The organism is Streptomyces sp. NPDC005820 (assembly GCF_040630255.1).
Classification (GTDB): Bacteria; Actinomycetota; Actinomycetes; order Streptomycetales; family Streptomycetaceae; genus Streptomyces.
Window position 1 is genome coordinate 253,356 of sequence record NZ_JBEXXE010000005.1, and the last position, 22,921, is coordinate 276,276.

Annotated in this window: 22 protein-coding genes and 2 tRNA genes; 11 read left to right on the forward strand and 13 right to left on the reverse strand. The window is 71.3% G+C overall.

Annotated elements, in window-relative coordinates:
- Positions 1-13: 13 nt before the first annotated feature.
- The gene (gene rsgA / locus ABZ464_RS08580) at positions 14-1,024 is read left to right on the forward strand and encodes a ribosome small subunit-dependent GTPase A (protein ID WP_359272793.1); all 1,011 of its coding nucleotides are present in this window, start codon (positions 14-16) and stop codon (positions 1,022-1,024) included.
- Between the two features lie 97 nt (positions 1,025-1,121).
- Positions 1,122-1,445: a multidrug efflux SMR transporter gene (locus ABZ464_RS08585; protein ID WP_055631559.1), complete on the forward strand. Its 324-nt coding sequence runs from the start codon at positions 1,122-1,124 to the stop codon at positions 1,443-1,445.
- Positions 1,446-1,450: 5 nt separating this feature from the next.
- On the opposite strand, the gene ABZ464_RS08590 is transcribed toward ABZ464_RS08585, so the two are convergent.
- On the reverse strand, positions 1,451-2,056 hold the full coding sequence (locus tag ABZ464_RS08590) for a TetR/AcrR family transcriptional regulator (RefSeq protein WP_359272796.1): 606 nt from the start codon (positions 2,054-2,056) through the stop codon (positions 1,451-1,453).
- Between the two features lie 227 nt (positions 2,057-2,283).
- On the opposite strand from ABZ464_RS08590, the gene hisN reads away from it, so the two are divergent.
- The 6 genes from hisN (at position 2,284) to ABZ464_RS08620 (ending at position 7,092) form a co-directional block, all read left to right on the forward strand.
- Positions 2,284-3,084 (forward strand): histidinol-phosphatase, encoded by an 801-nt coding sequence (gene hisN / locus ABZ464_RS08595; protein ID WP_359272799.1) that lies wholly within the window; start codon positions 2,284-2,286, stop codon positions 3,082-3,084.
- A 182-nt stretch (positions 3,085-3,266) separates the two neighbouring features.
- A complete protein-coding gene (locus ABZ464_RS08600; RefSeq protein ID WP_359272802.1) occupies positions 3,267-3,659 on the forward strand; it encodes a CBS domain-containing protein in 393 nt (130 codons plus the stop codon).
- 136 nt (positions 3,660-3,795) lie between these two features.
- Entirely contained in the window at positions 3,796-4,212 is a 417-nt protein-coding gene (locus ABZ464_RS08605; protein ID WP_359272805.1) for a Fur family transcriptional regulator, read from the forward strand.
- Between the two features lie 107 nt (positions 4,213-4,319).
- Entirely contained in the window at positions 4,320-5,087 is a 768-nt protein-coding gene (locus tag ABZ464_RS08610; protein WP_359272808.1) for an ABC transporter ATP-binding protein, read from the forward strand.
- Complete coding sequence (locus ABZ464_RS08615; RefSeq protein ID WP_359272811.1) at positions 5,084-5,959, forward strand: ABC transporter permease; 876 nt, start codon at positions 5,084-5,086, stop codon at positions 5,957-5,959. Before ABZ464_RS08610 ends, ABZ464_RS08615 begins: the two co-directional genes overlap by 4 nt.
- A complete protein-coding gene (locus ABZ464_RS08620; RefSeq protein WP_359272814.1) occupies positions 5,956-7,092 on the forward strand; it encodes an ABC transporter substrate-binding protein in 1,137 nt (378 codons plus the stop codon). The genes ABZ464_RS08615 and ABZ464_RS08620 overlap by 4 nt, the downstream gene beginning before the upstream one ends.
- 38 nt (positions 7,093-7,130) lie before the next feature.
- Here ABZ464_RS08620 and ABZ464_RS08625 read toward each other — a convergent pair.
- From ABZ464_RS08625 to ABZ464_RS08640, 4 genes are all read right to left on the reverse strand, one after another.
- A tRNA-Met gene (locus ABZ464_RS08625) sits at positions 7,131-7,204 on the reverse strand.
- A gap of 153 nt (positions 7,205-7,357) precedes the next feature.
- Complete coding sequence (locus ABZ464_RS08630; RefSeq protein ID WP_359272817.1) at positions 7,358-9,292, reverse strand: sel1 repeat family protein; 1,935 nt, start codon at positions 9,290-9,292, stop codon at positions 7,358-7,360.
- A 208-nt stretch (positions 9,293-9,500) separates the two neighbouring features.
- Positions 9,501-9,574 (reverse strand) — tRNA-Met (locus ABZ464_RS08635).
- A gap of 40 nt (positions 9,575-9,614) precedes the next feature.
- Positions 9,615-12,599 (reverse strand): UPF0182 family protein, encoded by a 2,985-nt coding sequence (locus tag ABZ464_RS08640; RefSeq protein WP_359273020.1) that lies wholly within the window; start codon positions 12,597-12,599, stop codon positions 9,615-9,617.
- Between the two features lie 164 nt (positions 12,600-12,763).
- Here ABZ464_RS08640 and ABZ464_RS08645 point away from each other — a divergent pair, with 164 nt between their 5' ends.
- The gene (locus ABZ464_RS08645; RefSeq protein WP_359272820.1) at positions 12,764-13,306 is read left to right on the forward strand and encodes a PPA1309 family protein; all 543 of its coding nucleotides are present in this window, start codon (positions 12,764-12,766) and stop codon (positions 13,304-13,306) included.
- A 12-nt stretch (positions 13,307-13,318) separates the two neighbouring features.
- On the opposite strand, the gene ABZ464_RS08650 is transcribed toward ABZ464_RS08645, so the two are convergent.
- From ABZ464_RS08650 to ABZ464_RS08665, 4 genes are all read right to left on the reverse strand, one after another.
- Positions 13,319-14,410 (reverse strand): PDZ domain-containing protein, encoded by a 1,092-nt coding sequence (locus ABZ464_RS08650; protein WP_359272822.1) that lies wholly within the window; start codon positions 14,408-14,410, stop codon positions 13,319-13,321.
- A gap of 74 nt (positions 14,411-14,484) precedes the next feature.
- Positions 14,485-14,667, reverse strand: a complete 183-nt coding sequence (locus ABZ464_RS08655; RefSeq protein ID WP_359272825.1) for a hypothetical protein — start codon at positions 14,665-14,667, stop codon at positions 14,485-14,487.
- 111 nt (positions 14,668-14,778) lie between these two features.
- Positions 14,779-15,240: a molybdenum cofactor biosynthesis protein MoaE gene (locus tag ABZ464_RS08660; RefSeq protein ID WP_359272828.1), complete on the reverse strand. Its 462-nt coding sequence runs from the start codon at positions 15,238-15,240 to the stop codon at positions 14,779-14,781.
- A 157-nt stretch (positions 15,241-15,397) separates the two neighbouring features.
- Entirely contained in the window at positions 15,398-16,507 is a 1,110-nt protein-coding gene (locus ABZ464_RS08665) for an SDR family oxidoreductase (protein ID WP_359272831.1), read from the reverse strand.
- A gap of 197 nt (positions 16,508-16,704) precedes the next feature.
- On the opposite strand from ABZ464_RS08665, the gene ABZ464_RS08670 reads away from it, so the two are divergent.
- Together ABZ464_RS08670 and ABZ464_RS08675 are read left to right on the forward strand one after the other, a co-directional pair.
- Positions 16,705-18,159 (forward strand): zinc-dependent metalloprotease, encoded by a 1,455-nt coding sequence (locus tag ABZ464_RS08670; RefSeq protein WP_359272834.1) that lies wholly within the window; start codon positions 16,705-16,707, stop codon positions 18,157-18,159.
- Complete coding sequence (locus ABZ464_RS08675) at positions 18,156-18,671, forward strand: NUDIX hydrolase (RefSeq protein ID WP_359272836.1); 516 nt, start codon at positions 18,156-18,158, stop codon at positions 18,669-18,671. Before ABZ464_RS08670 ends, ABZ464_RS08675 begins: the two co-directional genes overlap by 4 nt.
- A gap of 82 nt (positions 18,672-18,753) precedes the next feature.
- Here the strand turns inward: ABZ464_RS08675 and ABZ464_RS08680 are convergent, their stop codons facing one another.
- The 4 genes from ABZ464_RS08680 to ABZ464_RS08695 all read right to left on the reverse strand — a co-directional run bounded on the left by ABZ464_RS08680 (position 18,754) and on the right by ABZ464_RS08695 (position 22,652).
- Positions 18,754-19,509, reverse strand: a complete 756-nt coding sequence (locus tag ABZ464_RS08680; RefSeq protein WP_359272839.1) for an AIM24 family protein — start codon at positions 19,507-19,509, stop codon at positions 18,754-18,756.
- Between the two features lie 17 nt (positions 19,510-19,526).
- Positions 19,527-20,207: an AIM24 family protein gene (locus tag ABZ464_RS08685; protein ID WP_359272840.1), complete on the reverse strand. Its 681-nt coding sequence runs from the start codon at positions 20,205-20,207 to the stop codon at positions 19,527-19,529.
- An 11-nt stretch (positions 20,208-20,218) separates the two neighbouring features.
- Positions 20,219-21,901: a TerD family protein gene (locus tag ABZ464_RS08690; protein WP_359272843.1), complete on the reverse strand. Its 1,683-nt coding sequence runs from the start codon at positions 21,899-21,901 to the stop codon at positions 20,219-20,221.
- 154 nt (positions 21,902-22,055) lie between these two features.
- Complete coding sequence (locus ABZ464_RS08695) at positions 22,056-22,652, reverse strand: M48 family metallopeptidase (RefSeq protein ID WP_359272846.1); 597 nt, start codon at positions 22,650-22,652, stop codon at positions 22,056-22,058.
- Positions 22,653-22,921: the final 269 nt, after the last annotated feature.

Genomic DNA, 22,921 nt, shown 5'->3' on the forward strand with positions numbered 1-22,921 from the left:
GCGGGAAACAGGCATGCGCCGCTACGGCAAGCACACCGACGAGGACGACATCCGCTCGCGCCCGAACCGCAAGGGCAACCGGCCTCGTACACACATCCGCCCCAAGCATGAGGACGCCTCCGGGGGCATGGTCCTCACCGTCGACCGGGGCCGGCTGACCTGTCTGGTCGAGGACCGGATCGTCGTCGCGATGAAGGCCCGTGAGCTGGGCCGCAAGGCGGCGGTCGTGGGCGACCGGGTCGCCCTGGTCGGCGATCTGTCCGGCAACAAGGACACCCTGGCCCGGATCGTCCGCATCGAGGAGCGCACCTCGGTGCTGCGCCGCACCGCGGACGACGACGACCCGTTCGAGCGGGTGGTGGTCGCCAACGCCGACCAGCTCGCCGTCGTCACGGCCCTCGCCGACCCCGAACCCCGCCCCCGGCTGATCGACCGCTGTCTGGTCGCGGCCTACGACGGCGGCCTCACGCCGCTGCTGGTGCTGACGAAGTCGGACCTGGCCCCGCCGGACAAACTGCTGGAGCTCTACGGCGACCTGGACATCCCGTACGTGGTCACCAGTCGCGAGGAGCTGGAGAGCGGCGGCGCGGCGGACCGGGTGCGCGAGCATCTGGAAGGGCGGATCACGGCGTTCGTCGGACACTCGGGCGTCGGCAAGACGACCCTCGTCAACGCGCTGGTCCCCGAGGAGCGCCGACGGGTGACCGGGCATGTCAACGCGGTGACCGGCCGCGGCCGCCACACCACGACCTCGGCGCTGGCGCTGCCCCTGGAGGGCACCGGGGACTGGGTGATCGACACCCCGGGCGTACGGTCCTTCGGTCTGCACCACGTCGACCCGTCCCGTGTGATCCACGCCTTCCCCGACCTCGAACCGGGCACCGAGGGCTGCCCGCGCGCGTGCAGTCACGACGAGCCGGACTGCGCGCTCGACGCATGGGTGGCCGAGGGGCACGCGGACCCGGCGCGGCTGTACTCGCTGCGCCGGCTGCTGGCGACCCGGGAGCGCAAGGAGGGCGACTGACCTCCACGTTGTTTGTCAGGACGTGAGTCCGGTAAGTGCATAATCGCACCGAGCCGGACCGCACGGGCGCACGAGCGGACAAACGGGAGGACAGCACATGGCGTGGCTGCTGGTCATCGTCGCGGGACTGCTCGAGACCGGTTTCGCCGTCTGCCTCAAGCTGTCCCACGGCTTCACCCGGCTCTGGCCCACCATCGCCTTCTGCGCCTTCGCCCTCGGCAGCTTCGGTCTGCTGACGCTCTCCCTGAAGAAGCTCGACGTCGGCCCGGCGTACGCGGTGTGGACGGGCATCGGCGCGGCGGGCACCGCGATCTACGGCATGGTCTTCCTCGGCGACCTGGTGTCCACCCTGAAGATCGTCTCGATCAGCCTGGTGATCGCCGGTGTGATCGGGCTGCAGCTGTCGGGCTCGGCGCACTGACCGGCCTATGGCCGCTGCAGCACCCCCCGCACCAGCTGGGCCACCCCGTTCTCCCCGGCGGGCGGGGCCGCCACGCAGGACAGGGCGAGCCGGACGGCGAGTTCGCAGGCGCGGGCCAGGTCGGCGGCGTCCGCGCGGGCCGCGCCGGGACCGCCGAGGACGGCGACGGCCCGGTCCCGTACGGCGGTGACGAGGTCGCCGGGCGAGGGCAGCGGCCCGTCCGCCCGCCGCTGCGCCGGCACGGCGGAGGAGGACGGGACCGCCGACAGCGTCGGCGCGGGCAGCCGTTCGCTCCAGCAGCCGGTGAGCAGGGCCCGTACGAGCGCGTTGCCGCGGGCCGCGCTGAAGGTCCACTCGGCGGCGGAGACGAGCCGGTCGCGGGCGTCGCCGCGCACGGACAGGGCCCGGTCGATCCCGGCGAGGTAGGCGTCGGCCTCCCGCCGCACCAGGGCTCTGGCCAGCCCGTCCTTGCTGCCGAACTCGTTGTACAGCGTCTGCCGGGACACCGCGGCGGTCGCCGCGACGTCCACCATCCGCACCGCGGACCAGGGCCGCAGGTCGAGCGCCGCGTAGGCGGCGTCCAGCAGGGATTCCCGCGCTGCAGGCATCATCGCCTCCCGGGGCGAGCGGATGCTGCCCAGGGTTGACGCGCGCGGGGGCACTGTCAAGGGTCCGCGGACGCGGCGGGGACGGGCAGGCGGCTCCGGGCCGGGTCCCGCCGCTGTCGAGGGTCCGCGGACGCGGCGGGGACGGGCCGGGGGCTCCCGGCGGGGTCCCCGCCCGTCCGGGGCGCGATCCCCTGTGGCCTCGCCCGACCCGGCCGGATACCGTTCGTCCCATGCCGGACTACCTCGACGATCTCCGTCTCGCGCATGTCCTCGCGGACGCCGCCGACGCCGCCACCATGGACCGTTTCAAGGCCCTCGATCTCAAGGTCGAGACCAAACCGGACATGACCCCGGTGAGCGAGGCCGACAGGGCCGCCGAGGAACTGATCCGCGGCCAGCTCCAGCGCGCCCGTCCCCGGGACGCGATCCTCGGCGAGGAGTACGGCCTGCAGGGCACGGGCCCGCGCCGCTGGGTGATCGACCCGATCGACGGCACCAAGAACTATGTGCGCGGGGTGCCGGTCTGGGCGACCCTCATCTCGCTGATGGAGGCGGGCGCGGGCGGCTACCACCCGGTGGTCGGCGTGGTGTCCGCGCCGGCGCTGGGCCGCCGCTGGTGGGCCGCGAAGGGGCACGGCGCGTACAGCGGCCGCAGCCTCTCCTCCGCGACCCGGCTGCACGTCTCCAAGGTCTCGAAGCTGTCCGACGCGTCCTTCGCGTACTCCTCGCTCACCGGCTGGGAGGACCGCGGGAACCTGAATGGCTTCCTGGACCTGACCCGCGAGGTGTGGCGCACGCGCGCGTACGGCGACTTCTGGCCCTACATGATGGTCGCCGAGGGCTCGATCGACCTGTGCGCCGAGCCGGAGCTGTCCCTGTGGGACATGGCGGCCAACGCGATCGTGGTGACGGAGGCGGGCGGCACCTTCACCGGCCTCGACGGCCGCCCGGGCCCGCACAGCGGGAACGGAGCCGCGTCCAACGGTCTCCTCCACGACGAGCTGCTGGGGTATCTCGGCGGGCGGTACTGACCGTCACATGTGAGCGCGCGCGCCCTCATCTGACCGCGCGCGCCCCCTTGTTGACTCCCGCTTTACCTGCCACTCTGAGGGTCCCCCCACTTGTGAACTTGTGAATCAGTGCACGTGCGGGTACTCGTCCGCCGGAGACACGCACGCCAGGCACGGATTCCCGTAGGAGGTGGCTCCATCCCATGCTCGTCCGAGACGCCATGAGCACGCTGGTCCTCACCATCGGCCCCGACCACACCCTCCGCCAGGCCGCCGCCCTGATGTCCGCCCGCCGCGTCGGCGCGGCCCTCGTCCTCGACCCGGACGCCGGCGGCATGGGCATCCTCACCGAACGGGACATCCTCAACTCCGTGGGCCTCGGCCAGGACCCGGACCGGGAACGCACCCACGCCCACACCACCAACAACGTGGTCTTCGCCGCCCCGACCTGGACCCTGGAGGAGGCGGCCCAGGCCATGGCCCACGGCGGCTTCCGCCATCTGATCGTCCTCGACGACGGCGAACCGGCCGGGATCGTCTCGGTCCGCGACATCATCCGCTGCTGGGCACCGGCCCGCCAGCGCGTCCCCGCCTGAACGCCCCCCGCACCACGGCATGGACAGTCCCGATCCGTTCATGGACACTGTCTAAGATGGACACTGTCTAAGTCAGGTATGGCTCCAAAGTCACACCCGATCGGGAACTGTTCCCCCTGCTGTTAGGCTGGTGCGCATGAGTGACCTTCTGGAACGGCTGCGCGGACGCGGATGGCGGATGACCGCACAGCGACGCGTCGTGGCCGAGGTCCTCGACGGCGAACACGTCCACCTCACGGCCGACGAGGTGCACGCCAGGGCCGTCGCCAAGCTGCCCGAGATCTCCCGGGCGACCGTCTACAACACGCTCGGTGAGCTGGTCTCCCTCGGCGAGGTGCTCGAGGTCGCGACCGACCGGCGCGCCAAGCGGTACGACCCCAACGCCCACCGCCCGCACCAGCATCTGGTCTGCGCGCGCTGCGGCGCCATCCGTGACGTCCACCCGACCGGCAACCCGCTGTCCGACCTCCCCGACTCGGAGCGCTTCGGCTTCGCGATCTCGGACGTCGAGATGACCTACCGCGGCATCTGCCCGAGCTGCGCGGCGGCCTAGCCGACCGTTCGCTCCACCGAGCCCCGGCATCCCGGACCCATGGGGAGCCGGGGCTTCGCGCCGTGTGCGGCCTTCCCGAATCTGACGGTCCGTCATATCTTCGTCTCGTGGCAGAGCCGTATCCGAAACTCAGCGCCCACGATCTGACCCGAACCTTCGGCCGCGGCCCACGCGCGGTCGACGCCCTCGGCCCGCTCGGCCTGACCGTCGCCCCCGGTGAGTTCGTCTGTGTGGTGGGGCCCTCCGGCTGCGGCAAGTCCACGCTGCTGCGCATCGCGGCCGGCCTGCTGCGCCCGAGCACCGGCACCCTGGAGATCCGTACGCACAGCCCCCGCCCGGCCGCCATGATCTTCCAGGACTACGGCATCTACGACTGGAAGACGGTCCGCGCGAACGTCCGCTTCGGCCTGGACGTCCAGCGCGTCCCGCGCCGCGAGGGGAACGCCCGCGTCGACGACTGGCTGACCCGCCTGGGCCTCGCCGCCTTCGCGGACGCCCACCCGGCAACTCTGTCCGGCGGGATGCGCCAGAGGGTCGCGATCGCCCGGGCGCTGGCGGTGGAGCCGGAGATCCTGCTCATGGACGAGCCCTTCGCCGCCCTCGACGCCCAGCTGCGCACGATCCTCCAGGACGAGCTCCTCGAGCTCACCCAGGCCACCCGTACGACCACCCTGTTCATCACCCACAGCCTGGAGGAGGCGATCGTCCTCGGCGACCGCGTCCTGGTGATGTCCGCGCGCCCCGGCCGGATCATCGCCGAACACCGCCCGCCGTTCCCGCGCCCGCGCACCGGTGACATCCGTACGACGGCCGGGTTCACGGCCCTGAAAACCGCGCTGTGGGACCTGCTGAGGAAGGAGGCGGCGCCGGCATGACCCCGCTCGCCCCGAAAGAGGAGCTGGAGAAGGCGACCACGGTCCTGGTCCGCAGCCCAGGCCCCGAGGAACTCCACCCCTTACGCACGTACCGCCGCCGCAGAGCCCTGGAACTGACCCTGGCCGTCGCCGTCCCGGCCCTCCTGGTCCTGCTGTGGCAGCTCGCCGCGTCCCGCGCCTGGATCGACGCCCGCGTCTACCCGGCGCCCGCCACCATCCTCGCGGACGGCTGGGACCGGGCCGCGGCCGGTGAGCTGTGGCCGGACGTGTGGGCGACCCTCCGGCGCGTCCTGGGAGGCTATGCGGCCGGCACCGCGGCCGGCTACGCGCTGGGCCTGCTGATGGGTTCGCTGCCGCTGGTCAGAGCCGCCCTGGAACCCCTCCTGGACGCCCTGTACGTGGTCCCCAAACTGGCCCTGCTCCCGATCTTCCTGAACATGTTCGGCCTGGGCGAGGGCCCGCAGGTGGCGCTGGTGGCGGCGACCGTCTTCTTCTTCGTGTGGATCTCGACCATGGCGGCCGTGATGGCCGTCCCCACGGGCCACCGTGACGCGGGCCGGGTCTTCGGCGCCTCCCCCTGGCAGATGTTCCGCCATGTCCTGCTGCCGGCCTCGCTCCCGTCGGTCCTGGTGGGCGCCCGGATCGCGGCGGGCGTGGCCGTCCTGGTGATCGTCGCCTCCGAGCAGATCGCCGCGACGGACGGCCTGGGCCATCTGATCTTCGACTCGCGCGCGCTGTTCCAGAACGACGTGATGTTCGTCGGCATCGTGTGCGTGGCCGCCCTGGGCGTGATCTTCTCCGAGGTCGTACGACTCCTCGGCCGACTCCTCACTCCCTGGGCGCCGAGGGACCGGGGACGGGGGCAGTCGTGAACCGGCGGTCGGTCGCCCTAACGATGGTGCTGGGCGCGCTGCTGACGTCCGCGGGGTGTTCGTCGGCGGGGGCCGGCGGCGACGGTCCGACGGCCGCGCCGGGCACCCGCACGATCCGCCCGGTGGCGGGCTGCGGCGCCGCCTCCTGGACCGACCCGTCGGACCTCTCCGCCACCCGCGCCCCGGCCCGCTGCGCCCCGGGCGCTCCCGCGCCGGTCCCCCTCACCGGGCGACGGAAGGTGACCCTCGCCACGGGCACGCTGAGCGCGGAGTACGTGGCGCCGCTGGAAGTGGCCCTGGACAAGGGCGAGTTCGCCCGCGAGGGCCTGGACGTCGAGCTCAAGGTGCTCCCCACCCCCGACGCCCTGCCGCTGCTGGCCAAGGGCGATGTCGACGCGCTCTGGGCGGCCCCGGAGGCGGCCGTGATGAACGGCGTCAGGAGCGGCTTCGACATCCGCTGGGTGGCGGGGAACTTCTCCCCCGACCCGGCCTCGAAGAGCGGCCTCTGGGCGAAGCTCGAGGACGGCGAGACGGCGGCGGACGTCTCCCTGTCCGGCCGGAGACTGGGCACGATGATCGGCAAGGGCTCGGTGATCGCGTACCCGATGGAGAAGGCGCTGCAGAGCCACGGCGGGGACCTGGCGAAGATCCAGTACCAGCAGCTGGGCTCGGCGGACGTCCTCACAGCCCTCCAGAACGGCGGCGTCGACTCCGCCTGGCTGCTCGACCCGGTCTGGCGCACGGTGGACGGCGACTCCTCCTACGCCTTCCTCGGCGGCCAGCCGCAGGGCGAGCCCCTGGGCGGCTTCCTGTACGGCCCGAGCCTGCTCACCGAGGACACGGACGCGGGGGTGGCCCTGCTCAGGGCCTACATCCGTACCGTGAACACCTATTTCACGGCGGACTACAAGAAGGACGCGGAGTTCGTCGCCTACCTCGCCGGCCTCCTGAAGATCGACCGGAAGATCCTGGAGTCCACGCCCTCGCTCCGCATGGACTGGGAGATCCGGGCCGGCACGACCGACCGGCTGCAGTCCGCGTACCGGGCACAGGGAGTGACGTCGGACACAGCCCTGCCGGAGTCGAGGACGGTGGACCGACGGCTCTACGAGGAGGCCGTCGGACACGACTGAGGGCCGGAACCCTTTGGATTCCGGCCCTCGGCCTTCAGTAGCGGGGACAGGATTTGAACCTGCGACCTCTGGGTTATGAGCCCAGCGAGCTACCGAGCTGCTCCACCCCGCGTCGTTGAATGCAACGTTACGTGAAGGGGGAGGCCGGAGGCAAATCGCTTTTCTGGGGTGCGTTTCTCTGCCCCACCGAGACGGGTGGTGAGACGGGTGGTGCGTGGGCGAAGGCTGGGGGTCCAGGAGGCGGAGCCCCCTGGGACGGGGCCCGTCAGGCCGACAGCTCCTGCCGCAGCGCGTCCCGCAGCCGCGCGGCCCGCTCCGCGACCTCTCCCGGCCCCAGCGACACCGCCCGGTCGGCCCACCGCTGCCCTTCCGCGAGCTCACCCCGACGCGCGTAGACCAGGGCGAGCCGCAACGCCGCCCGCCCGTGCCCGTCATCGGCGGCCCGCGTCCACCACACGACGGCCTCCGGCTCGCTTCCCTCCCGCGCGAGCAGCAGCCCGAGGTTGAAGGCCCCGTTGCGCGACCCGGCCTCGGCGGCCTCCCGGTACCACCGCGCCGCCTCGCACACGTCCCCGCGCGCCGCGGCGAGCATCCCGACCCGCACCTGGGCGCGCCGGTGCCCCTGCTGGGCCGCCCGCTCGTACCACTCCTCGCACTCGGTCTTCTCGTGCGCGATCTCCCCGAGCTCGTGCGCGGGCTGCGGCGGCCGACGCGCGTCCAGCACGGCGGCCAGCCGGTACGCCGCCTCTGCGCTGCCCCCGCCCGCGGCGCACCGCAGATGCCGTTCGGCCTCCTGCTCGTCGCCCTCGCGCAGCCGGGCGATGCCGACCTGCAGCGCCGCCTCGGTGTGCCCGGCGGCGGCCGCCCGCTCGTACCACCGCAGCGCCACGACGGCCTCGCCCCGCCCCGCGAAGAGGATCCCGAGGTTGAACGCGGCGTCGACGCTGCCCGCCTCCGCCGCCTTGGAGAACCAGGGCTCGGCGCCGGCCGTGTCCCCGACCTGGAGCAGCAGGACGGCCAGCGCGTTGGCGGCCTCCCGGTGCCCGGCGTAGGCCGCGCGCCGGTACCACTGCTCGGCCTGCGCGGTGCGGCCCTGCTCGGCGCAGAGCAGGGCGAGGTTGTAGGCGCCGTTGTCGTCGCCCGCGTCCATGGCGGCCCGGTACCAGCGCTCGGCGGTCTGGGTCTGGCCCCGTTCGGCGTGCAGCGCGCCCAGTGCGTTGGCGGCGTTGCCGTCGCCGTCCTGGGCGGCCCGCAGCCACCAGATCGCGGCGTTCTCGGTGTCGCCGGCGTCCCGCAGCAGGAAGCCGAGGGCGCAGGCGGCCCGCGCCTCGCCGTCCTTGGCGGAGGTCAGGTACCAGCGCCCGGCCTCCTTCAGCTCGCCCTTGCGCTCCAGGATCGCCCCGAGGTGCAGCGCGGCCCGCCGGTGGCCGCGCGCGGCGGCCTGCCGGTACCACTGCTCGGCCTCCGCCTGTACGACGACAGCGGCGTCACCGGCGTCACCCGCGCCGCGGGTGTTGCCGGCGTCGCCGTCGGGGTGTTGCGGGTCCCTGCGGTCCAGGGCCCGCGCCAGCCGGTACGCCGCCTCCCGGTGGCCGCGCTCGGCGGCGGCCCGCATCCATCGCTCGGCCCCGCTGTCCGCGCGGTGTTCCAGCAGGTCGGCGAGGGCGTAGGCGCCGAGGGCGTGGCCCTGCTCGGCGGACTGGCGCAGCCAGTACTCGGCGGCGGGCTCGTCGCCGCACTCACGGCAGTGGCGCCCGAGCGCGTGCGCGGCGGCGGCGGAGCCGGCGACGGCGGCGACCCGCCACCATCCCGCGGCCTCGTCGGCGTACCCGCGCTGATGCAGCAGGACGCCCAGGTTGTTGGCGGCGGCCCGGTCCCCGGCCGCGGTGGCGGCGCGCAGATGGGGTTCGGCGCCGTCCAGGTCGCCGCGGCGCAGCAGCATGGCGCCGAGGACGCTGGTCGCCTCGGCGTCGCCGGCCGCCGCGGCGAGCCGCAGCCGCATCTCCTCGACGGCCTCCCCCGTCTCGACCGTCACCCCCGTCTCGGCTGTTTCTTCTGTCTCTACCGTCTCGTCCGTCTCTACCGTCTCGACGGCGTCCGCCGTCTCGTCCCGGCTCTGGTCCGGGGTCGCTCCCTCACCGGAAGGCTGCACAAACCGCCCTGTCTCGAACAGAGTTGCCTTGTCCCCCATAACGTCCATCGTCGCACCACCTGGAACCCGGGTACACCTGTGTATACCTCAGCCCGTGAGGTCACTTCAGCGTTTTGTCGACATGCCCACAGAGAGACAAGTCAAACACAGTCGACCCAACTCCCCACAGCGGCGCGGCGATGTCGCGTGGCGGCACATGCGTTCGCACATGACGAAGGCCCGGATCCGTGTACCGGATCCGGGCCTTCGTCTTCAGTAGCGGGGACAGGATTTGAACCTGCGACCTCTGGGTTATGAGCCCAGCGAGCTACCGAGCTGCTCCACCCCGCGTCGTGTTCCACAACCGTATCACGACACGGGGCGGGCTTGATCAGCCGCTGGGACTGCTGCTGGGACTGCTGCTCGGGCTGGGACTGCTGCACGCCTTGGCTCCGCCGGCGCCGCCACTGCTCGCCGTCGCGCTCGGACTCGGGCTGCTGCTCGCCTTGTTGCCGCTCTTGTCCGCCTCGGCCTGGGCGTCCTCGGCTCGCTTCAGGGCGGCCTCGAGGTCCTTCTGCGCCTTGCCGTACGCCTCCCAGTCACCCTTCTTCAGGGCTTCCTGACCGGCGGTGAACGCCTTCTGCGCGTCGTTCAGCGCCTCCTGGACCGTCGGGCTGGAGGAGGAGGGCGGAGTGGTGGTGCCGCCGCCGTCGTCCTCGGGCGGGGTCGTGCTCTCCGCGCCGAAGACCTTGTTGAGGGCCTCGTCGAGGGTGTCCTCGAAGGCGGTGTTGCCGCCGTAGGTCACCAACACCTTCTTCAGCAGCGGGTACTTGAGCCCGCCACCGCGCACATAGACCGGCTCCACGTAGAGCAGTCCCCCGTCGAGCGGCACCGTCAGCAGGTTGCCGTACTCGATGTCGGAGTCACCGCCCTTGAGGAGTCTGATCGACTCGGCGATGTCCTGTTCCGAGTTGAACTGGCTCTGGACCTGTTTCGGTCCGTCGACGGTGGTGCTCGTCGGCAGTTTCAGGATTCTGATCTTGCCGTAACCGGACGTACCCGCCTCGGAGTCGACCGCCATGAACGCGCTGAGGTTGTCCCGCCCGTTGGGCGTGAACGTCGTCGTCAGCGAGAACGCCTGCGCCGCCTGGTCGGGCATCTTCATGCTCAGGTAGTACGGCGGCACCGCGTCGCCCGACTTGTTGGACGGGTCGTCCGGCACCTGCCAGACCTCGCTGCCGCTGAGGAAGGTCGTGGCGTCCTTCACGTGGTAGCGGGTGAGCAGCTCGCGCTGGACCTTGAACAGGTCCTGCGGGTACCGGAGATGGGCCATCAGCGACGCGGAGATGTCGGTCTTGGGCTCGACCGTGCCGGGGAACGCCTTCATCCAGGTCTTCAGGACCGGGTCCTCGGTGTCCCACTGGTAGAGCTTGACCTGGCCCGTGTACGCGTCGACGGTCGCCTTCACCGAGTTGCGGATGTAGTTGACCTGGTTCTGCTGGGCCACCACCGCGCGGTTGTCGTTGGTCGCGGTCAGCGAGTCGGCGGTGGTGTCACCGAGGGTCGTACGGGAGGCGTACGGGTAGCCGTTCGTCGTGGTGTACGCGTCGACGATCCACTGGATCTTCCCGTCGACGACGGCCGGGTAGGCGTCGCCGTCGATGGTCAGCCACGGGGCGACCGCCTCGACGCGCTCCTTGGGCGTGCGGTTGTACAGGATCCGCGAGCCCTCGCCGATCGCACCGGAGTACAGGATCTGCGGCTCGCCGAACGCCACCGCGTACGCGGCCCGGTTGACCGGGTTGGAGAGGTTGACCCCGCTCTTGGCGGTGTAGCTGGTGGTCTTCTCGCCGTTGTCGTCGGAGTAGTCGATCTCCTTCTGGGGACCGCCGACGATCGAGTACGTGGTCGTCTTCTCGCCGTAGTAGATCCGCTGCTGGTACGTGCCGAGGTCGCCCTCGGACGGCAGGTTGGACTCGGTGAAGAGGGGCCGGCCCTCGGCGTCGGCGGTGGTGCCCTTGGCGGCCACCACGCCGTAGCCGTGGGTGTAGCGGAAGTGGTTGTTGATCCAGTTCTGCTTGTCGACGCCCGCGAGGTTCAGCTCGCGCAGACCGATGACCGTGTCCTGGTCCGTACCGCTCACGTTGTAGCGGTCCACGTCCAGGTTCGTGGGGAAGGCGTAGTACTTCCGCATCTGCTGGAGCTGCTGGTACGTCGGCGAGACGATGTTCGGGTCCAGGACCCGGATGCTCGCGGTGGCGTCCACGTCGTCGCGCAGCTGCGTCTTGTCCTTGGTGGTGCTGGTCCCCGAGTACTCGTCGACCTGGGCGCCGTCGATGCCGTACGCCTCACGCGTCGCCTTGAGGTTCTTCTCGACGTACGGGGCTTCCTTGGCCTGCTCGTTCGGCTGGACCTGGAACTTCTGGACGATCGCCGGGTACAGCCCGCCGATGAGGATCGCCGAGAGGACCATCAGACCGAAGCCGATCACGGGCAGCTGCCAGGTGCGCCGCCACAGGGTGGCGAAGAACAGCAGGGCGCAGATGACCGCGATGCAGAACAGGATCGTCTTGGCCGGGAGATAGGCGTTGGCGTCGACGTACCTCAGGCCGGTCCAGTTGTCCGTCGCCTTGAAGTCGCTGGACTTCACGGCCAGGCCGTACCGGTCGAGCCAGTAGGCGACCGCCTTCAGGGCGACGAAGATCCCGAGCAGCACCGACAGGTGTCCGGTGGCGGCGGCCGTGGCGCGCGCGCCGGGGCTGGTGACGCGCAGCCCGCCGTACAGATAGTGGGTGAGCGCGGCGGCGATCAGGGAGAGGATCGTGGCGGCGAAGCCGAAGCCGAGTAGGAACCGGTACCAGGGCAGGTCGAAGGCGAAGAACGACACGTCGAGGTGGAACTGCGGGTCCTTCTGTCCGAAGGAGACGCCGTTGACCCACATCAGCCAGGTCCGCCACTGGCCGGCCGCCGAGGCGCCGGCGATGAGGCCGACCAGGGCGGTGATGCCGAGCAGCAGCCACCTCTTGTAGGGGGCGATGCCCATGCGGTAGCGGTCGAGGCTCTGCTGCTCCACCGACATCGCGCTCAGCGGGGGCCGCAGCCGGTGGGCGAGCCAGATGTTGAAACCGACCGCGAGCGCCATCAGCAGACCGAAGACGGAGAACAGGCCGATCTTGGTCCAGAGGGTGGTGGTGAACACGGACGAGTAGTTCACCGACCGGTACCAGAGCCAGTCCGTCCAGAATCCCGCGAACATGGTGAACGCCATGCCGAGGACGGCAAGGACGCCCAGCGTCATGAGCAGGGTCCGGACACGCCGGGACGGGCGGCCCACTCTCATCCGCGGCCCTGTCGGGCCTCCGCCGCGGTCCGGCATCTGGAAAGCCAAGGTGCGCACCTCGAAGTTCGCTGTCGATCCCTCAGGCCCGCGTGTTCGCCGGCCCCCAGTGGCCCCCCGTGATCGTGGGCCCACACCTATGCAACTTACTCACCGTTTACTCGGTTCCCGATTCCGCCCGAGAACGAGAGAGGATTGTGACCATGTCCAACACTCCCATGGCAGCGAACCCGCTCACCCGGGCCGTACTCGAGATCGACGAGTACGCCTCCGGCCTCGGCTGGGACCAGCCCGCCCGCCTCTTCGCCCTCGTAGACACCGCACGACTGCGGGCTCAGGAACCCTCGCTCGCCGCCCAGCTCGGCCTGATGGACGAGCCCGAGACCACGGGTCTCACCCCGATCGAGCAGGACGAAGTGCCAACGGACAAGGCGCTCGACGAGTTCCTGGCCACGATCGCCTGGCCCGACGCGGTGGTCGGCTGCGCCCTGACCGTGGAGCGGCTGATGCTGCCGCCGTCCGCCGAGGCCCAGGTCCCGCAGGGCCTGAGCGAGGCGAAGCTCTCGAAGTGGGTGGCCGAGCACCCGGACCGCCAGGAGGTCCGGATGACGGTCGCGGTCCTGCGCGACGGCACCCGTGAGTCGGCGCTGCGGCTGCGCGAGAAGGACGCGCCGACGGATGTCCTCACCGGCGGGAACCTGGTCCCCGGCCTGGCGGAGGCGCTGTCGGCGACCTTCGAGGAGTAGCCGCCGGCGTCCCTACCTGGTGCACTTCGGCAGATCGGCGGTGTCGCCGCTGCGGATGTCCTTGAGGGCGGCGAGGGCGTCGTCGATGGTGTCGACCTTGACGAGCCTGAGCCCCGAGGGGGTGTCCTTGGCGGCGGCCGCGCAGTTGTCGGCCGGCGTGAGGAAGTACTGCGCCCCCTGGCTGCGCGCGCCCACGGTCTTCATCTCGATGCCGCCGATCGGCCCGACCTTGCCCTCGTCGTCGATGGTCCCGGTGCCGGCGACGAACTTGCCGCCGGTGAGGCTGCCGGGGGTCAGCTTGTCGTAGATCCCGAGGGCGAACATCAGGCCGGCGCTGGGCCCGCCCACGTCGGCGAGCTTGATGTCGATCGTGAACGGGAACGTGTGGTCGGTCCCGGCCGAGATCCCGACGATCGCCCGCTTCTCGCCGCTGTCGTCGGAGGTCGCGGTCTTGATCGTGACCTCCTGCGTCTTCGTGGCGGTCTTGTTGGCCTTCTCGGCGGCGGCCTGTTCCTTGGCCGGGATGATCGTGAAGACGACCTTCTGTCCGGGCTTGTGCTCGGTCACCAGCTTCGCGACGTCCGCCGGCTCCTTGACCGCGGTCCCGTCGACGGCCTTGATCACATCCCCGGCGTGCAGGGTCCCCTCGGCCGGGGACCCCTTGACCACCGTCGAGACGATCACCCAGGACTTCACCGGGACGTCCAGCTCGTTCAGGGCCGCGACCTTGGCGCTCTCCTGGGACTGGCTGAACTCCTCGGCGTTCTCCTGGGTGGACTCCTCCTCGGTCTTGCCGTCCGGGTAGAGCGTGTCGTGCGGCACGACCTTGTTGTCGTGCGCCAGCCAGCCGTAGACCGCCTCGACGAGGTTCATCCGGTAGTCGGCGCTGGTGACCCGCACGGTGGTCATGTTCAGATGACCGCTCGTCGCGTACGTCTTCTTGCCCGAGATCTGCAGCACCGGCTCACCGTCGTGCTCACCGAGCGTGTTCACCGTCGGCCCCGGGGACATCTCCGAGTACGGCACGGGGATGAGCACTCCCGCGCACAGGAGCGCGATCAGCATCAGGGTGGAGGCGAGCATCGTCGCGGTGCGGCGTGGCATGCCTCGACAGTACGGGACGCGTCTGTCAGCGCACCGTCAGGGCCACCACCCGGGTCAGCGGCCCCCGGCCGTGCTCAGCCGCCCGAGGAGGACCTCGGCAGGGCGGCGGACTTCTCCATGGCGGCTCGGAACCGGGCGTACCCGTCGAGCTCGGGCCCGTCGCCGCGCGCCTTGCGGGTGCGGTTGGCCCAGCTCCCCCAGAGTCCGGCGCCGATCGCAGCCACAAGCGGAATCAGCAACCAGGCGAGCACCGCCATGCCGACCTCCCAACCCCATTACCGCAACTGACTGATCAGCAGATTAACCATCCGCACTGACAACGCTCACGGCAGGGGTGGGGTTACGCAACCGGAGGCGGGGCGGGCCGCTCAGCAGGCCCCGACCCACTCCTCGGTGCCGTCGGAGAACCTCTGGTGCTTCCAGATCGGCACCTCGTGCTTGAGATCGTCGATCAGCTTCCGGCAGGCCTCGAAGGCCTCGCCCCGGTGCGGGCACGACACGGCGACGACGACGGCGAGATCACCGACGGCGAGGTCCCCGACCCGGTGCACGGCCGCGAGGGCCCGCACCGGGAACTCGGCGACGACCTTCTCCGCGATCCGCCGGATCTCGGCCTCGGCGGTGGGATGACAGGAGTACCCGAGCGTGTCGACGTCGGCGCCCCCGTCGTGATTGCGCACGGTCCCCACGAACAGCGCGGTGCCCCCGGCCGCGTCGTCCCCGACGGCCCGGAAGACCTCGTCGAGGGAGAGCGGGGTGTCCCTGATGCCGATCAGCTTGACGGGGTCCTCGGCCGCGCGCTCACCGGGATGGTCGTTGGTGGATGCCATACGTCCATCGTGCCTCACGCGCGCGTGCGGCAGGCAGGGGCGGTCGATCACCAGCCCGTCCGGGGGTGCCCCCTCTGGGGGAGTTTGAGGACGAGGCCCGTTCAGAGCCGAAGCGGGGGTCCAGGGGGCGGCAGCCCCCTGGTTCAAGGCGCGCCCCTTAACGGCGCCGCGCCTTGCGAGCCCGCCGCACCACAGCGGCGGCGCCGAGCAGCGCGACCGTCGCCCCCGCGGCTCCCGCCGCCGTCGCGTCCTTGCGCCCGAGGCGCCGTCCGGCCACGGTGTGCCGCCCGGTCACCTCCTCGAGCAGCTCCGCGAGCACCTCCTCGTTGGTCCACTGCGCCCGCCACCCCGCGTCGTGCAGCCGCGACCCGCTCACCACCCAGGGGTACATCGTGTACGCCAGGTCGCCCGCCGGGGACGGCGTCAGCCCGATCCGGTGCAGCCGGGCCGCCGCGCCCAGCGCGACCGCCGACGGCAGCTCCATCCGCCGGATCCCGCTGAGCTCCTCGACCTCCTCCTGCTCCAGCCACCCGTCACAGCCGACGGCCAGCTCACCGTCGACCTTCTCCAGTACGGCGTACTCCAGGGCGCCGCACAGATCCTCGACGTGGCAGAACTGCCAGGCCGGCCGGGACCCGGCCACGACCAGCAGCCGGGGCGACTCGAAGTACCTGGTCAGCGCCGTGTCCGTACCTCCCACCAGCACGGCGGGGCGGACCACGGTCACATTCAGTCCCGGATGCGCGCGGGGCGCCCGCCGCGCCAGCCGTTCGATTTCCAGCAGGTCGCCGACGCCCGTCGCCTCCGCCGTCGCCCGCAGCTCCGCGTCCTCCGACAGGGGCAGCTCGTTGTCCGGCAGCGCCCCGTAGACCATCGAGGAGGTGCACAGCACGACACGCCGTACCCCGGCCGCCGCGGAGGCGGTCAGCACGGTCTGCGTGCCGCGGACGTTGTAGGCCGTCCGGGCGGCGGCGTCACTCCCCAGGTCGAGATCGAGGGCGAGGTGGACGACGACGTCCACGCCGCGCAGCTTGTCGGCGATCGCCGGGTCACGGACGTCGAGGATGTGCCACTGCGCCGCGTCGCACTCGCCCCGTCGCTCGTCGATGGCGACGACCTGCTTGATCTCCTCCGACGCGGCGAGCCGCTCGGTGAGCAGCGCGCCGACCCCGGTGGCTGCGCCGGTCACGGCGACGACGGGCCCGCGCGAACCACCCGGGGCGGAGTGGTTTCGCGCTGCGCGAACCTGCGGATCTGGGGAACTCACCAGGTGTCTCCAGCGGTTGTCTTGGCATACGGGCGCGAGTGACGCGTACGTACCAGGTGGCATCCATCCTGCCGCAGGCCAGGAGTCGGCGAAGCACCGAGGCCCGATCGAGCCCCGGGGTGTCTACGCTGGGTGGTGTTGCAGGGCAGCCGCGCCGCCGGGTGAGAACCCGGTGGCCTAACCAGCCGAGGAACCCCGTGAGTGACACCCCATTCGGATTCGGCCTTCCGCCGGAGGAGCCGGAAGACGGCGACGAGGGCAAGCAGAAGGACCAGCAGAGCGGTGGTGGTCAGGGACAGGCCAACCCGTTCGGTTTCGGCAGTCCTGGCGGCTTCGGCGGCCCGGGCGGCCCCGGCGGCGACAATCCGCTCGCTGCCATGTTCGGTTCGTTGAACCCCACCGACCTGGGTGCGGCGTTCCAGCAGCTCGGCCAGATGCTCTCGTACGAGGGCGGGCCGGTGAACTGGGACATGGCCAAGCAGATCGCCCGCCAGACGGTCTCCCAGGGCACGTCGGACGGCGTGAAGGACGCGAGTGTCGGCCCCGCCGAGCGCACCGCCGTGCAGGAGGCCGTCCGGCTCGCCGATCTGTGGCTGGACGACGTGACCTCGCTGCCGTCCGGCGCCGGCTCGGCCGTGGCGTGGTCGCGCGCGGAGTGGGTCGAGGCGACCCTGCCCGCGTGGAAGGAGCTCGTCGACCCGGTCGCCGAGCGCGTCGGCGCGGCCATGGGCGATGTCCTGCCGGAGGAGATGCAGGCCATGGCCGGCCCGCTGATCGGCATGATGCGCTCGATGGGCGGGGCCATGTTCGGCTCGCAGATCGGGCAGGCCGTCGGCGTCCTGGCGGGCGAGGTGGTCGGCTCGACCGACATCGGGCTGCCGCTCGGCCCGGCGGGCCGGGCCGCGCTGCTGCCGCTGAACATCGAGTCGTTCGGCAAGGACCTGGGCATCCCCCAGGACGAGGTCCGGCTCTACCTCTCGCTGCGCGAGGCCGCCCACCAGCGCCTCTTCGCGCACGTGCCGTGGCTGCGCTCGCATCTGTTCGGCGCGGTCGAGGGCTACGCGCGCGGGATCAAGGTGGACACCGCCAAGCTGGAGGACGTGGTCGGCCAGTTCGACCCGCAGAACCCCGAGCAGCTGCAGGACGCGCTGCAACAGGGCATGTTCCAGCCGGAGGACACCCCGGAGCAGAAGGCGGCCCTGGCCCGTCTGGAGACGGCCCTGGCGCTCGTCGAGGGCTGGGTGGACGCGGTGGTGCACGCGGCGGCGAAGCCCCGGCTGTCGTCGGCGGACGCGCTGCGCGAGACCCTGCGCCGCCGTCGCGCCACGGGCGGTCCGGCGGAGCAGACGTTCGCCACGCTGATCGGTCTGGAGCTGCGCCCGCGCCGGCTGCGGGACGCCTCCCGGCTGTGGGCCTCGCTGACGGACGCGCGCGGGGTGGACGGCCGGGACGCCCTGTGGGCGCACCCCGACATGCTGCCGACGGCCTCCGACCTGGACGACCCGGACGGCTTCGTGCACCGCGAGCAGCTGGACTTCTCCGAGCTGGAGAAGATGCTCGGCGAGGTGGGCGGCGCCACCGGCCCCACCGAGAAGCCGAACCTGAAGAAGGACGACTCCGAGGGCGACTCCGAGGGCGACGACACCGAGTGAGCCTGTACGACGACGCGGTCCTCGTGCTCAAGGGTTACGAGGACCAGACAGAGCTGCGTCAGACCTATCTGGACCACCTGGCGGTCCACCAGGACGGCATGTGGAAGGCGTGCGGCGACGGGCACATCACGGCGAGCGCCCTGGTGATCGACCCCTCACGCGCGCGTGTGCTGCTCACGCTCCACAAGAAGCTGCGGATGTGGCTGCAGATGGGCGGCCACTGCGAGCCGGGCGACGCCACGCTGGCGGCGGCGGCCCTGCGCGAGGGGACGGAGGAGTCCGGTATCGAGGGGCTGAGCCTGCTGCCCGGCGGCCCCGTGCGCCTGGACCGGCACCGGACACCGTGCGCCTGGCATCTGGACGTCCAGTACGCGGCGCTCGCTCCGGCCGGGTCCGTGGAGGCGATCAGCGACGAGTCGCTGGACCTGCGCTGGTTCGCCTACGACGAGGTCGCGGAGGTGGCCGACGACTCGGTCGTACGACTGCTGGAGGCGACCCGCGCCAGGCTGTGACGGTGTAAGGGGCGCCCGCATAGGCAGGCACCCCTTACATCGTCTTGCTTCGTCGCTCTTACCCCGTCGCTCGACCCCTCGGTCAGCTCCAGACGTTGCCCTGGTTCTGCGACCGGGCCCCGTGCTGGCCCATGCCGTACTGCGCGGCGAGGCCCGACCCGATCTGGGCGTTCTGCGGAGGCAGCAGCTCGCTCGGCTGCACCAGTGCGAAACCGGTGCCCATGAAGCTGAGCTCCCAGCCCTCACCGGTGTTGCCGCGCCGGCGCCACACCCCCGAGGAGTGCGTCTGGGCCTGCATCTGCACACGCAGCCCGGTCGACCAGGCCACGATGGCGTCGGCGTCGCAGTTGACGTACCGGTCGGGCGTGACCTGCATCATCAGCGGCGCGCCCGAGGTCATCAGGGCGACCCGGCCGCGGCCGGTGATGTTGAGCTGGTACTTCCCCGAGCCGGAGATGCCGTAGAGGCTGTCCACGGCGATGACCTCGTGGTGCAGCGAGGAGTCCATGGCGAGGACGTAGCTGCTGTCGACGGTCAGGCCGTCCTGTTCGACGTCCACGAGGTGGATGTACTGGGCGAGGTTGGCGAGGTAGACGGTGCCCTGTCCGTGACAGCGCATCAGGTCCAGGCCCTCGCCCGTGCGCGCACGCGCGCGTCCCTGCTGGTTGCTCTGGTACTCGGCGTCGAACTCGACGAGTCCCTGGTAGGCGACCATCGTGCCCTTGCGGGCGAGGATGTCGTCGTGGCCCTCCAGGACGACCCGGAGCATCTGCTTGTTCTGCAGGCTCCAGCGTTCCTGGGTCTGTGAGTCGTTGTGCGCGAAAAGTGAGCTCTGCATGGCTTTCTGGTTCCCCCTCAGCCCCGGAGCCGGAGGCGGTCGGTGCTGTCCTCGCTGGGCTGGACGACGACGATGCCCTGGCCGGAGAAGGCCATCTGGTAGGCCTCGCCGCTGCCGCGGCCGATGAGGGACTGCGCCTTGAAGCTGCGCTTGCCCTTGACCTTGAGGTTCGGCGACCAGGCGACGAGCGCGTCCGGGTCGACGTAGGTCTCGTCCTCGCCGCCGCCGCAGTCGACGACGATCGGCTTGCCCCGGGAGGTGAGCGCGACCCAGCCCTGGCCGGAGATCTTGGTGTTCCACAGACCCTGTCCGGCGAACTTCGCCAGGCCCTTCACCCGCTCCACGCCCCAGGTGAGGTGCGCGTCGAAGGCGAGCAGGTTGGTGGCGTTGACCGAGATGCCGTCGCCGTTGAGGTTGATCACGACGACGTTGGCGCCGTAGTCGGCGAGGTAGAGCAGTCCGTCGCCGGAGCACTTCATCAGGGGTGCGCCCTCGCCGGTCATCCAGTCGCGGGCGATCTGGCGCACGGCCGGCGGGTTGGGCTCGTACTGGACGAAGCCCTCGTAGGCGACCATCGAGCCCACGCGCGCGAAGAGGTCGTTTCCGGTCTGCATGGCGACCTTCAGCATGTGGTTGCCGTGGTTCTCCATGCGGGCGGTGACGGGTGCGGGGGCGTAGCCCGCGAGCGGCTGGTTCATGACGGGCTCCCTCAGACCTCGTACGGCTGGACGACGATGAAGTTGCCGGGCGCGCCCCGGAACTGGAGGTTGACGCTCTCCCCGGTGTCGCCGGGGTAGGCGTTGCGGCGCATCCGCACCTGGCTGGAGACGACCACCTGGGCGGCGGACGACCAGGCGACGACGGCGTTGCAGTCGGCGAACGTGGTCGGGGTGACCGGCAGGACCACGGGCGTGCCGTGCGTCTTGACGACGATCGTGCCGGTGCCCGTGAACTGCATGGTGAACAGCGCGCCGCCGGGGATGCCGTGGCCCTCGATGCGGCGGACCTCGTACTGGAGGCTCTCGTCGAAGGCGAGGACGTTCTCGGCGGAGATGCAGATGCCGTCGCCCTGGAGCTCGATGGGGTGCAGCATCGTGGCGTTGTCGGCGAGGAACACCTGGCCCTGGCCGGTGCAGCGCATCAGCTGCATCTCCTGGCCGGTCGCGTTGCCCACGATCCGGCCGGCGAATCCGGCGCCCTTGTAGCTGAAGTCGACCTTGCCCTGGTAGAGCACCATGCTGCCCTGGCGGGCGAGCACGGGCTGGCCGCCCATGCCGAGGTCGACCCGGATCAGCTTCTTGTTCTGCTGGGTCCAGCGCTGACCGGTGGGCGTCTCCTTGAACTGCTGGAGCGCCGCGGACACTCCGGCGCCGCCCTGGGGTGCGCCCTGCGGCACGCCGTAGGCCTGCTGGCCGGGGACCTGCCCGAAGGGGGGCTGCTGGCCGTAGCCGGGCGGCATGGGAGCCTGCGGCGGCATGGGAGCCTGCGGTGCGTGGGGCGGCTGGCCGTAGCCGGGGGGCGGCGGGGCGGCCGGGGCTCCGGGCTGGCCGTACGGCTGCTGCTGGGGCGGCTGGCCGTAGGGCGCCGGGACCGGGCCGGGCGGCGGAACCTGGACGCCGCCCGGCGGGGTCATGGGCGCGACGATGGTCGGCGCGGCGTGCACCGGGGGCGCGGGTGCCGGGGCGGGCGGCGGTGTGAAGCCCTGCGGGGCGGGCTGGTGCTGCTGCGGGGCCGGCTGGTGCTGCTGGGGGGCCGGCGCAGGTGCGGGAGCGGGTGCGGAGGGGGCGGCGAACGCGGGCGGGGCGAATCCGGGGGCGGCGCCGGGCTGCGGCTGGGGAGCGGCGGCGGGCGCGGGCGCCTCCTCCTCCGCGACCTCGCCGCCGAAGTTCCTCAGCAGCGCCTCCAGACCGCCGTCGAAGCCCTGTCCGACGGCCGCGAAACGCCAGACGTCCTTCAGGTAGAAGTCGCCCAGCATCACGGCCCGCTCGCTGGTGAACTCCGAGCCGTTGAACGTGTATCGGGCCACTTCCTCGCCGCCGGCGACGATACGGAGGTAGCCGGGGTTGATCTGCGACATCTGTCCGGCGCCGTCGAGGGTCGCCGTGAAGGACAGCTTCTGGATCTGCGGCGGGATCCGGTCCAGGGTGATGCGGAAGGACTCCGTGTCGCCGGCCTGGGCGCCCAGGAGCTGGATCGACTCCTCGGGGGACTTCGGCTGGTTGAAGAAGACGAAGTACCTGTCGTCGGAGAGCCGTTCGTCGGCGTCGAGGCCGAAGCAGCTGATGTCGAAGGTCAGGCCGGGGGCGGTGATCTGCACGCCTACGTACAGATCGGTGCCCGCGGTGAGGTCACTGATCCTGGCCTTGTGGCCGCGTTGGAATTCCCTGGGCATGCGTAACGACCGTCCCCCATCCCGATTGCGAGTGCGTCGCGTCAGGCTAACGGCAAACTCCGACAACGCACGATGTCGGTACAGACCCGGTACACAACCCGCGCCGACTGATGCCGACCGATACCGGGCGGGCGCACGCTCCGCGCTCCCGGGGTCACTCCTCGCGCGCGCCGGGCGAATGCGGCAGCCGTTCCGCGGCCACCACGCCCTCCAGATAGCCGCGGGCCCGCTCGGTGCGCGGGTAGGCCTCGAGCAGCCGCCAGAAGTCGGGGCCGTGGCCGGGCACCAGCAGATGGGCGAGCTCATGGGCGAGGACGTAGTCGATGACGTAGTCGGGCATGCCCTGCAGGCGGTGCGACAGCCGGATGCTGCCCTCGGCCGGGGTGCAGGAGCCCCAGCGGGTGTTCTGGTTGGTGACCCAGCGCACCGAGGTGGGCCGGGCCCGGCCGTCGAAGCACTGGGCCGACAGCCGCTCGGCGCGCTCCGCCAGTTCGGCGTCGCCGGGCACCCGTTTGCTCTCCTGCGCGGCGAGTTTGTCGAGCATGACGCCCACCCAGCGTCGCTCCTCGGCCTCGGACATCCGGGCGGGGATGAGCACGATGGTGCGGTCGCCCTCGCGGTAGGCGGAGACCGTGCGGCGTCGACGGGAACTTCTGCGGACCTCGATCGCGCTCGCCCCCGATCCGCTCGGTGGCTGGCTCGTCGGCTTCCGCTGTGGCGTTCCGGCGCGGTGCAGGGGGTCGGCGGGCACGCCCCGACGTTACCCGCTGTCCACCGGGGAAGTCCCGACTCCGGGACGGTCGGGTTCCGATCCCGCACCCCCGTTTTAAGTCATACGACGGATTTGTACGACGAATTCCGGTGCCTGTGGACAACTTTCGGCACGGCTCGGCGGGGCCGGGCATGCTGGCACTCGTCGGCGGAGCGAGGAGATCCCCATGCCCCCGCTCCGCCGACGTACGGGGAGTTTCCAGATGCGCACCGGCGTGCGCAGGCAAATGCGATCAGACATGGGCAAAC

Coding starts and splice junctions, on each gene's coding strand:
- ABZ464_RS08585 (WP_055631559.1), top strand. CDS start 1,122: ATGGCGTGGCTGCTGGTCATCGTCGCGGGACTGCTCGAGACCGGTTTC.
- ABZ464_RS08685 (WP_359272840.1), bottom strand. CDS start 20,207: ATGAACCAGCCGCTCGCGGGCTACGCCCCCGCACCCGTCACCGCCCGC.
- ABZ464_RS08655 (WP_359272825.1), bottom strand. CDS start 14,667: ATGGCGGTGCTCGCCTGGTTGCTGATTCCGCTTGTGGCTGCGATCGGC.
- ABZ464_RS08680 (WP_359272839.1), bottom strand. CDS start 19,509: ATGCAGAGCTCACTTTTCGCGCACAACGACTCACAGACCCAGGAACGC.
- ABZ464_RS08630 (WP_359272817.1), bottom strand. CDS start 9,292: ATGGACGTTATGGGGGACAAGGCAACTCTGTTCGAGACAGGGCGGTTT.
- rsgA (WP_359272793.1), top strand. CDS start 14: ATGCGCCGCTACGGCAAGCACACCGACGAGGACGACATCCGCTCGCGC.
- ABZ464_RS08660 (WP_359272828.1), bottom strand. CDS start 15,240: ATGGCATCCACCAACGACCATCCCGGTGAGCGCGCGGCCGAGGACCCC.
- ABZ464_RS08615 (WP_359272811.1), top strand. CDS start 5,084: ATGACCCCGCTCGCCCCGAAAGAGGAGCTGGAGAAGGCGACCACGGTC.
- ABZ464_RS08605 (WP_359272805.1), top strand. CDS start 3,796: ATGAGTGACCTTCTGGAACGGCTGCGCGGACGCGGATGGCGGATGACC.
- ABZ464_RS08600 (WP_359272802.1), top strand. CDS start 3,267: ATGCTCGTCCGAGACGCCATGAGCACGCTGGTCCTCACCATCGGCCCC.
- hisN (WP_359272799.1), top strand. CDS start 2,284: ATGCCGGACTACCTCGACGATCTCCGTCTCGCGCATGTCCTCGCGGAC.
- ABZ464_RS08645 (WP_359272820.1), top strand. CDS start 12,764: ATGTCCAACACTCCCATGGCAGCGAACCCGCTCACCCGGGCCGTACTC.
- ABZ464_RS08650 (WP_359272822.1), bottom strand. CDS start 14,410: ATGCCACGCCGCACCGCGACGATGCTCGCCTCCACCCTGATGCTGATC.
- ABZ464_RS08590 (WP_359272796.1), bottom strand. CDS start 2,056: ATGATGCCTGCAGCGCGGGAATCCCTGCTGGACGCCGCCTACGCGGCG.
- ABZ464_RS08690 (WP_359272843.1), bottom strand. CDS start 21,901: ATGCCCAGGGAATTCCAACGCGGCCACAAGGCCAGGATCAGTGACCTC.
- ABZ464_RS08640 (WP_359273020.1), bottom strand. CDS start 12,599: ATGCCGGACCGCGGCGGAGGCCCGACAGGGCCGCGGATGAGAGTGGGC.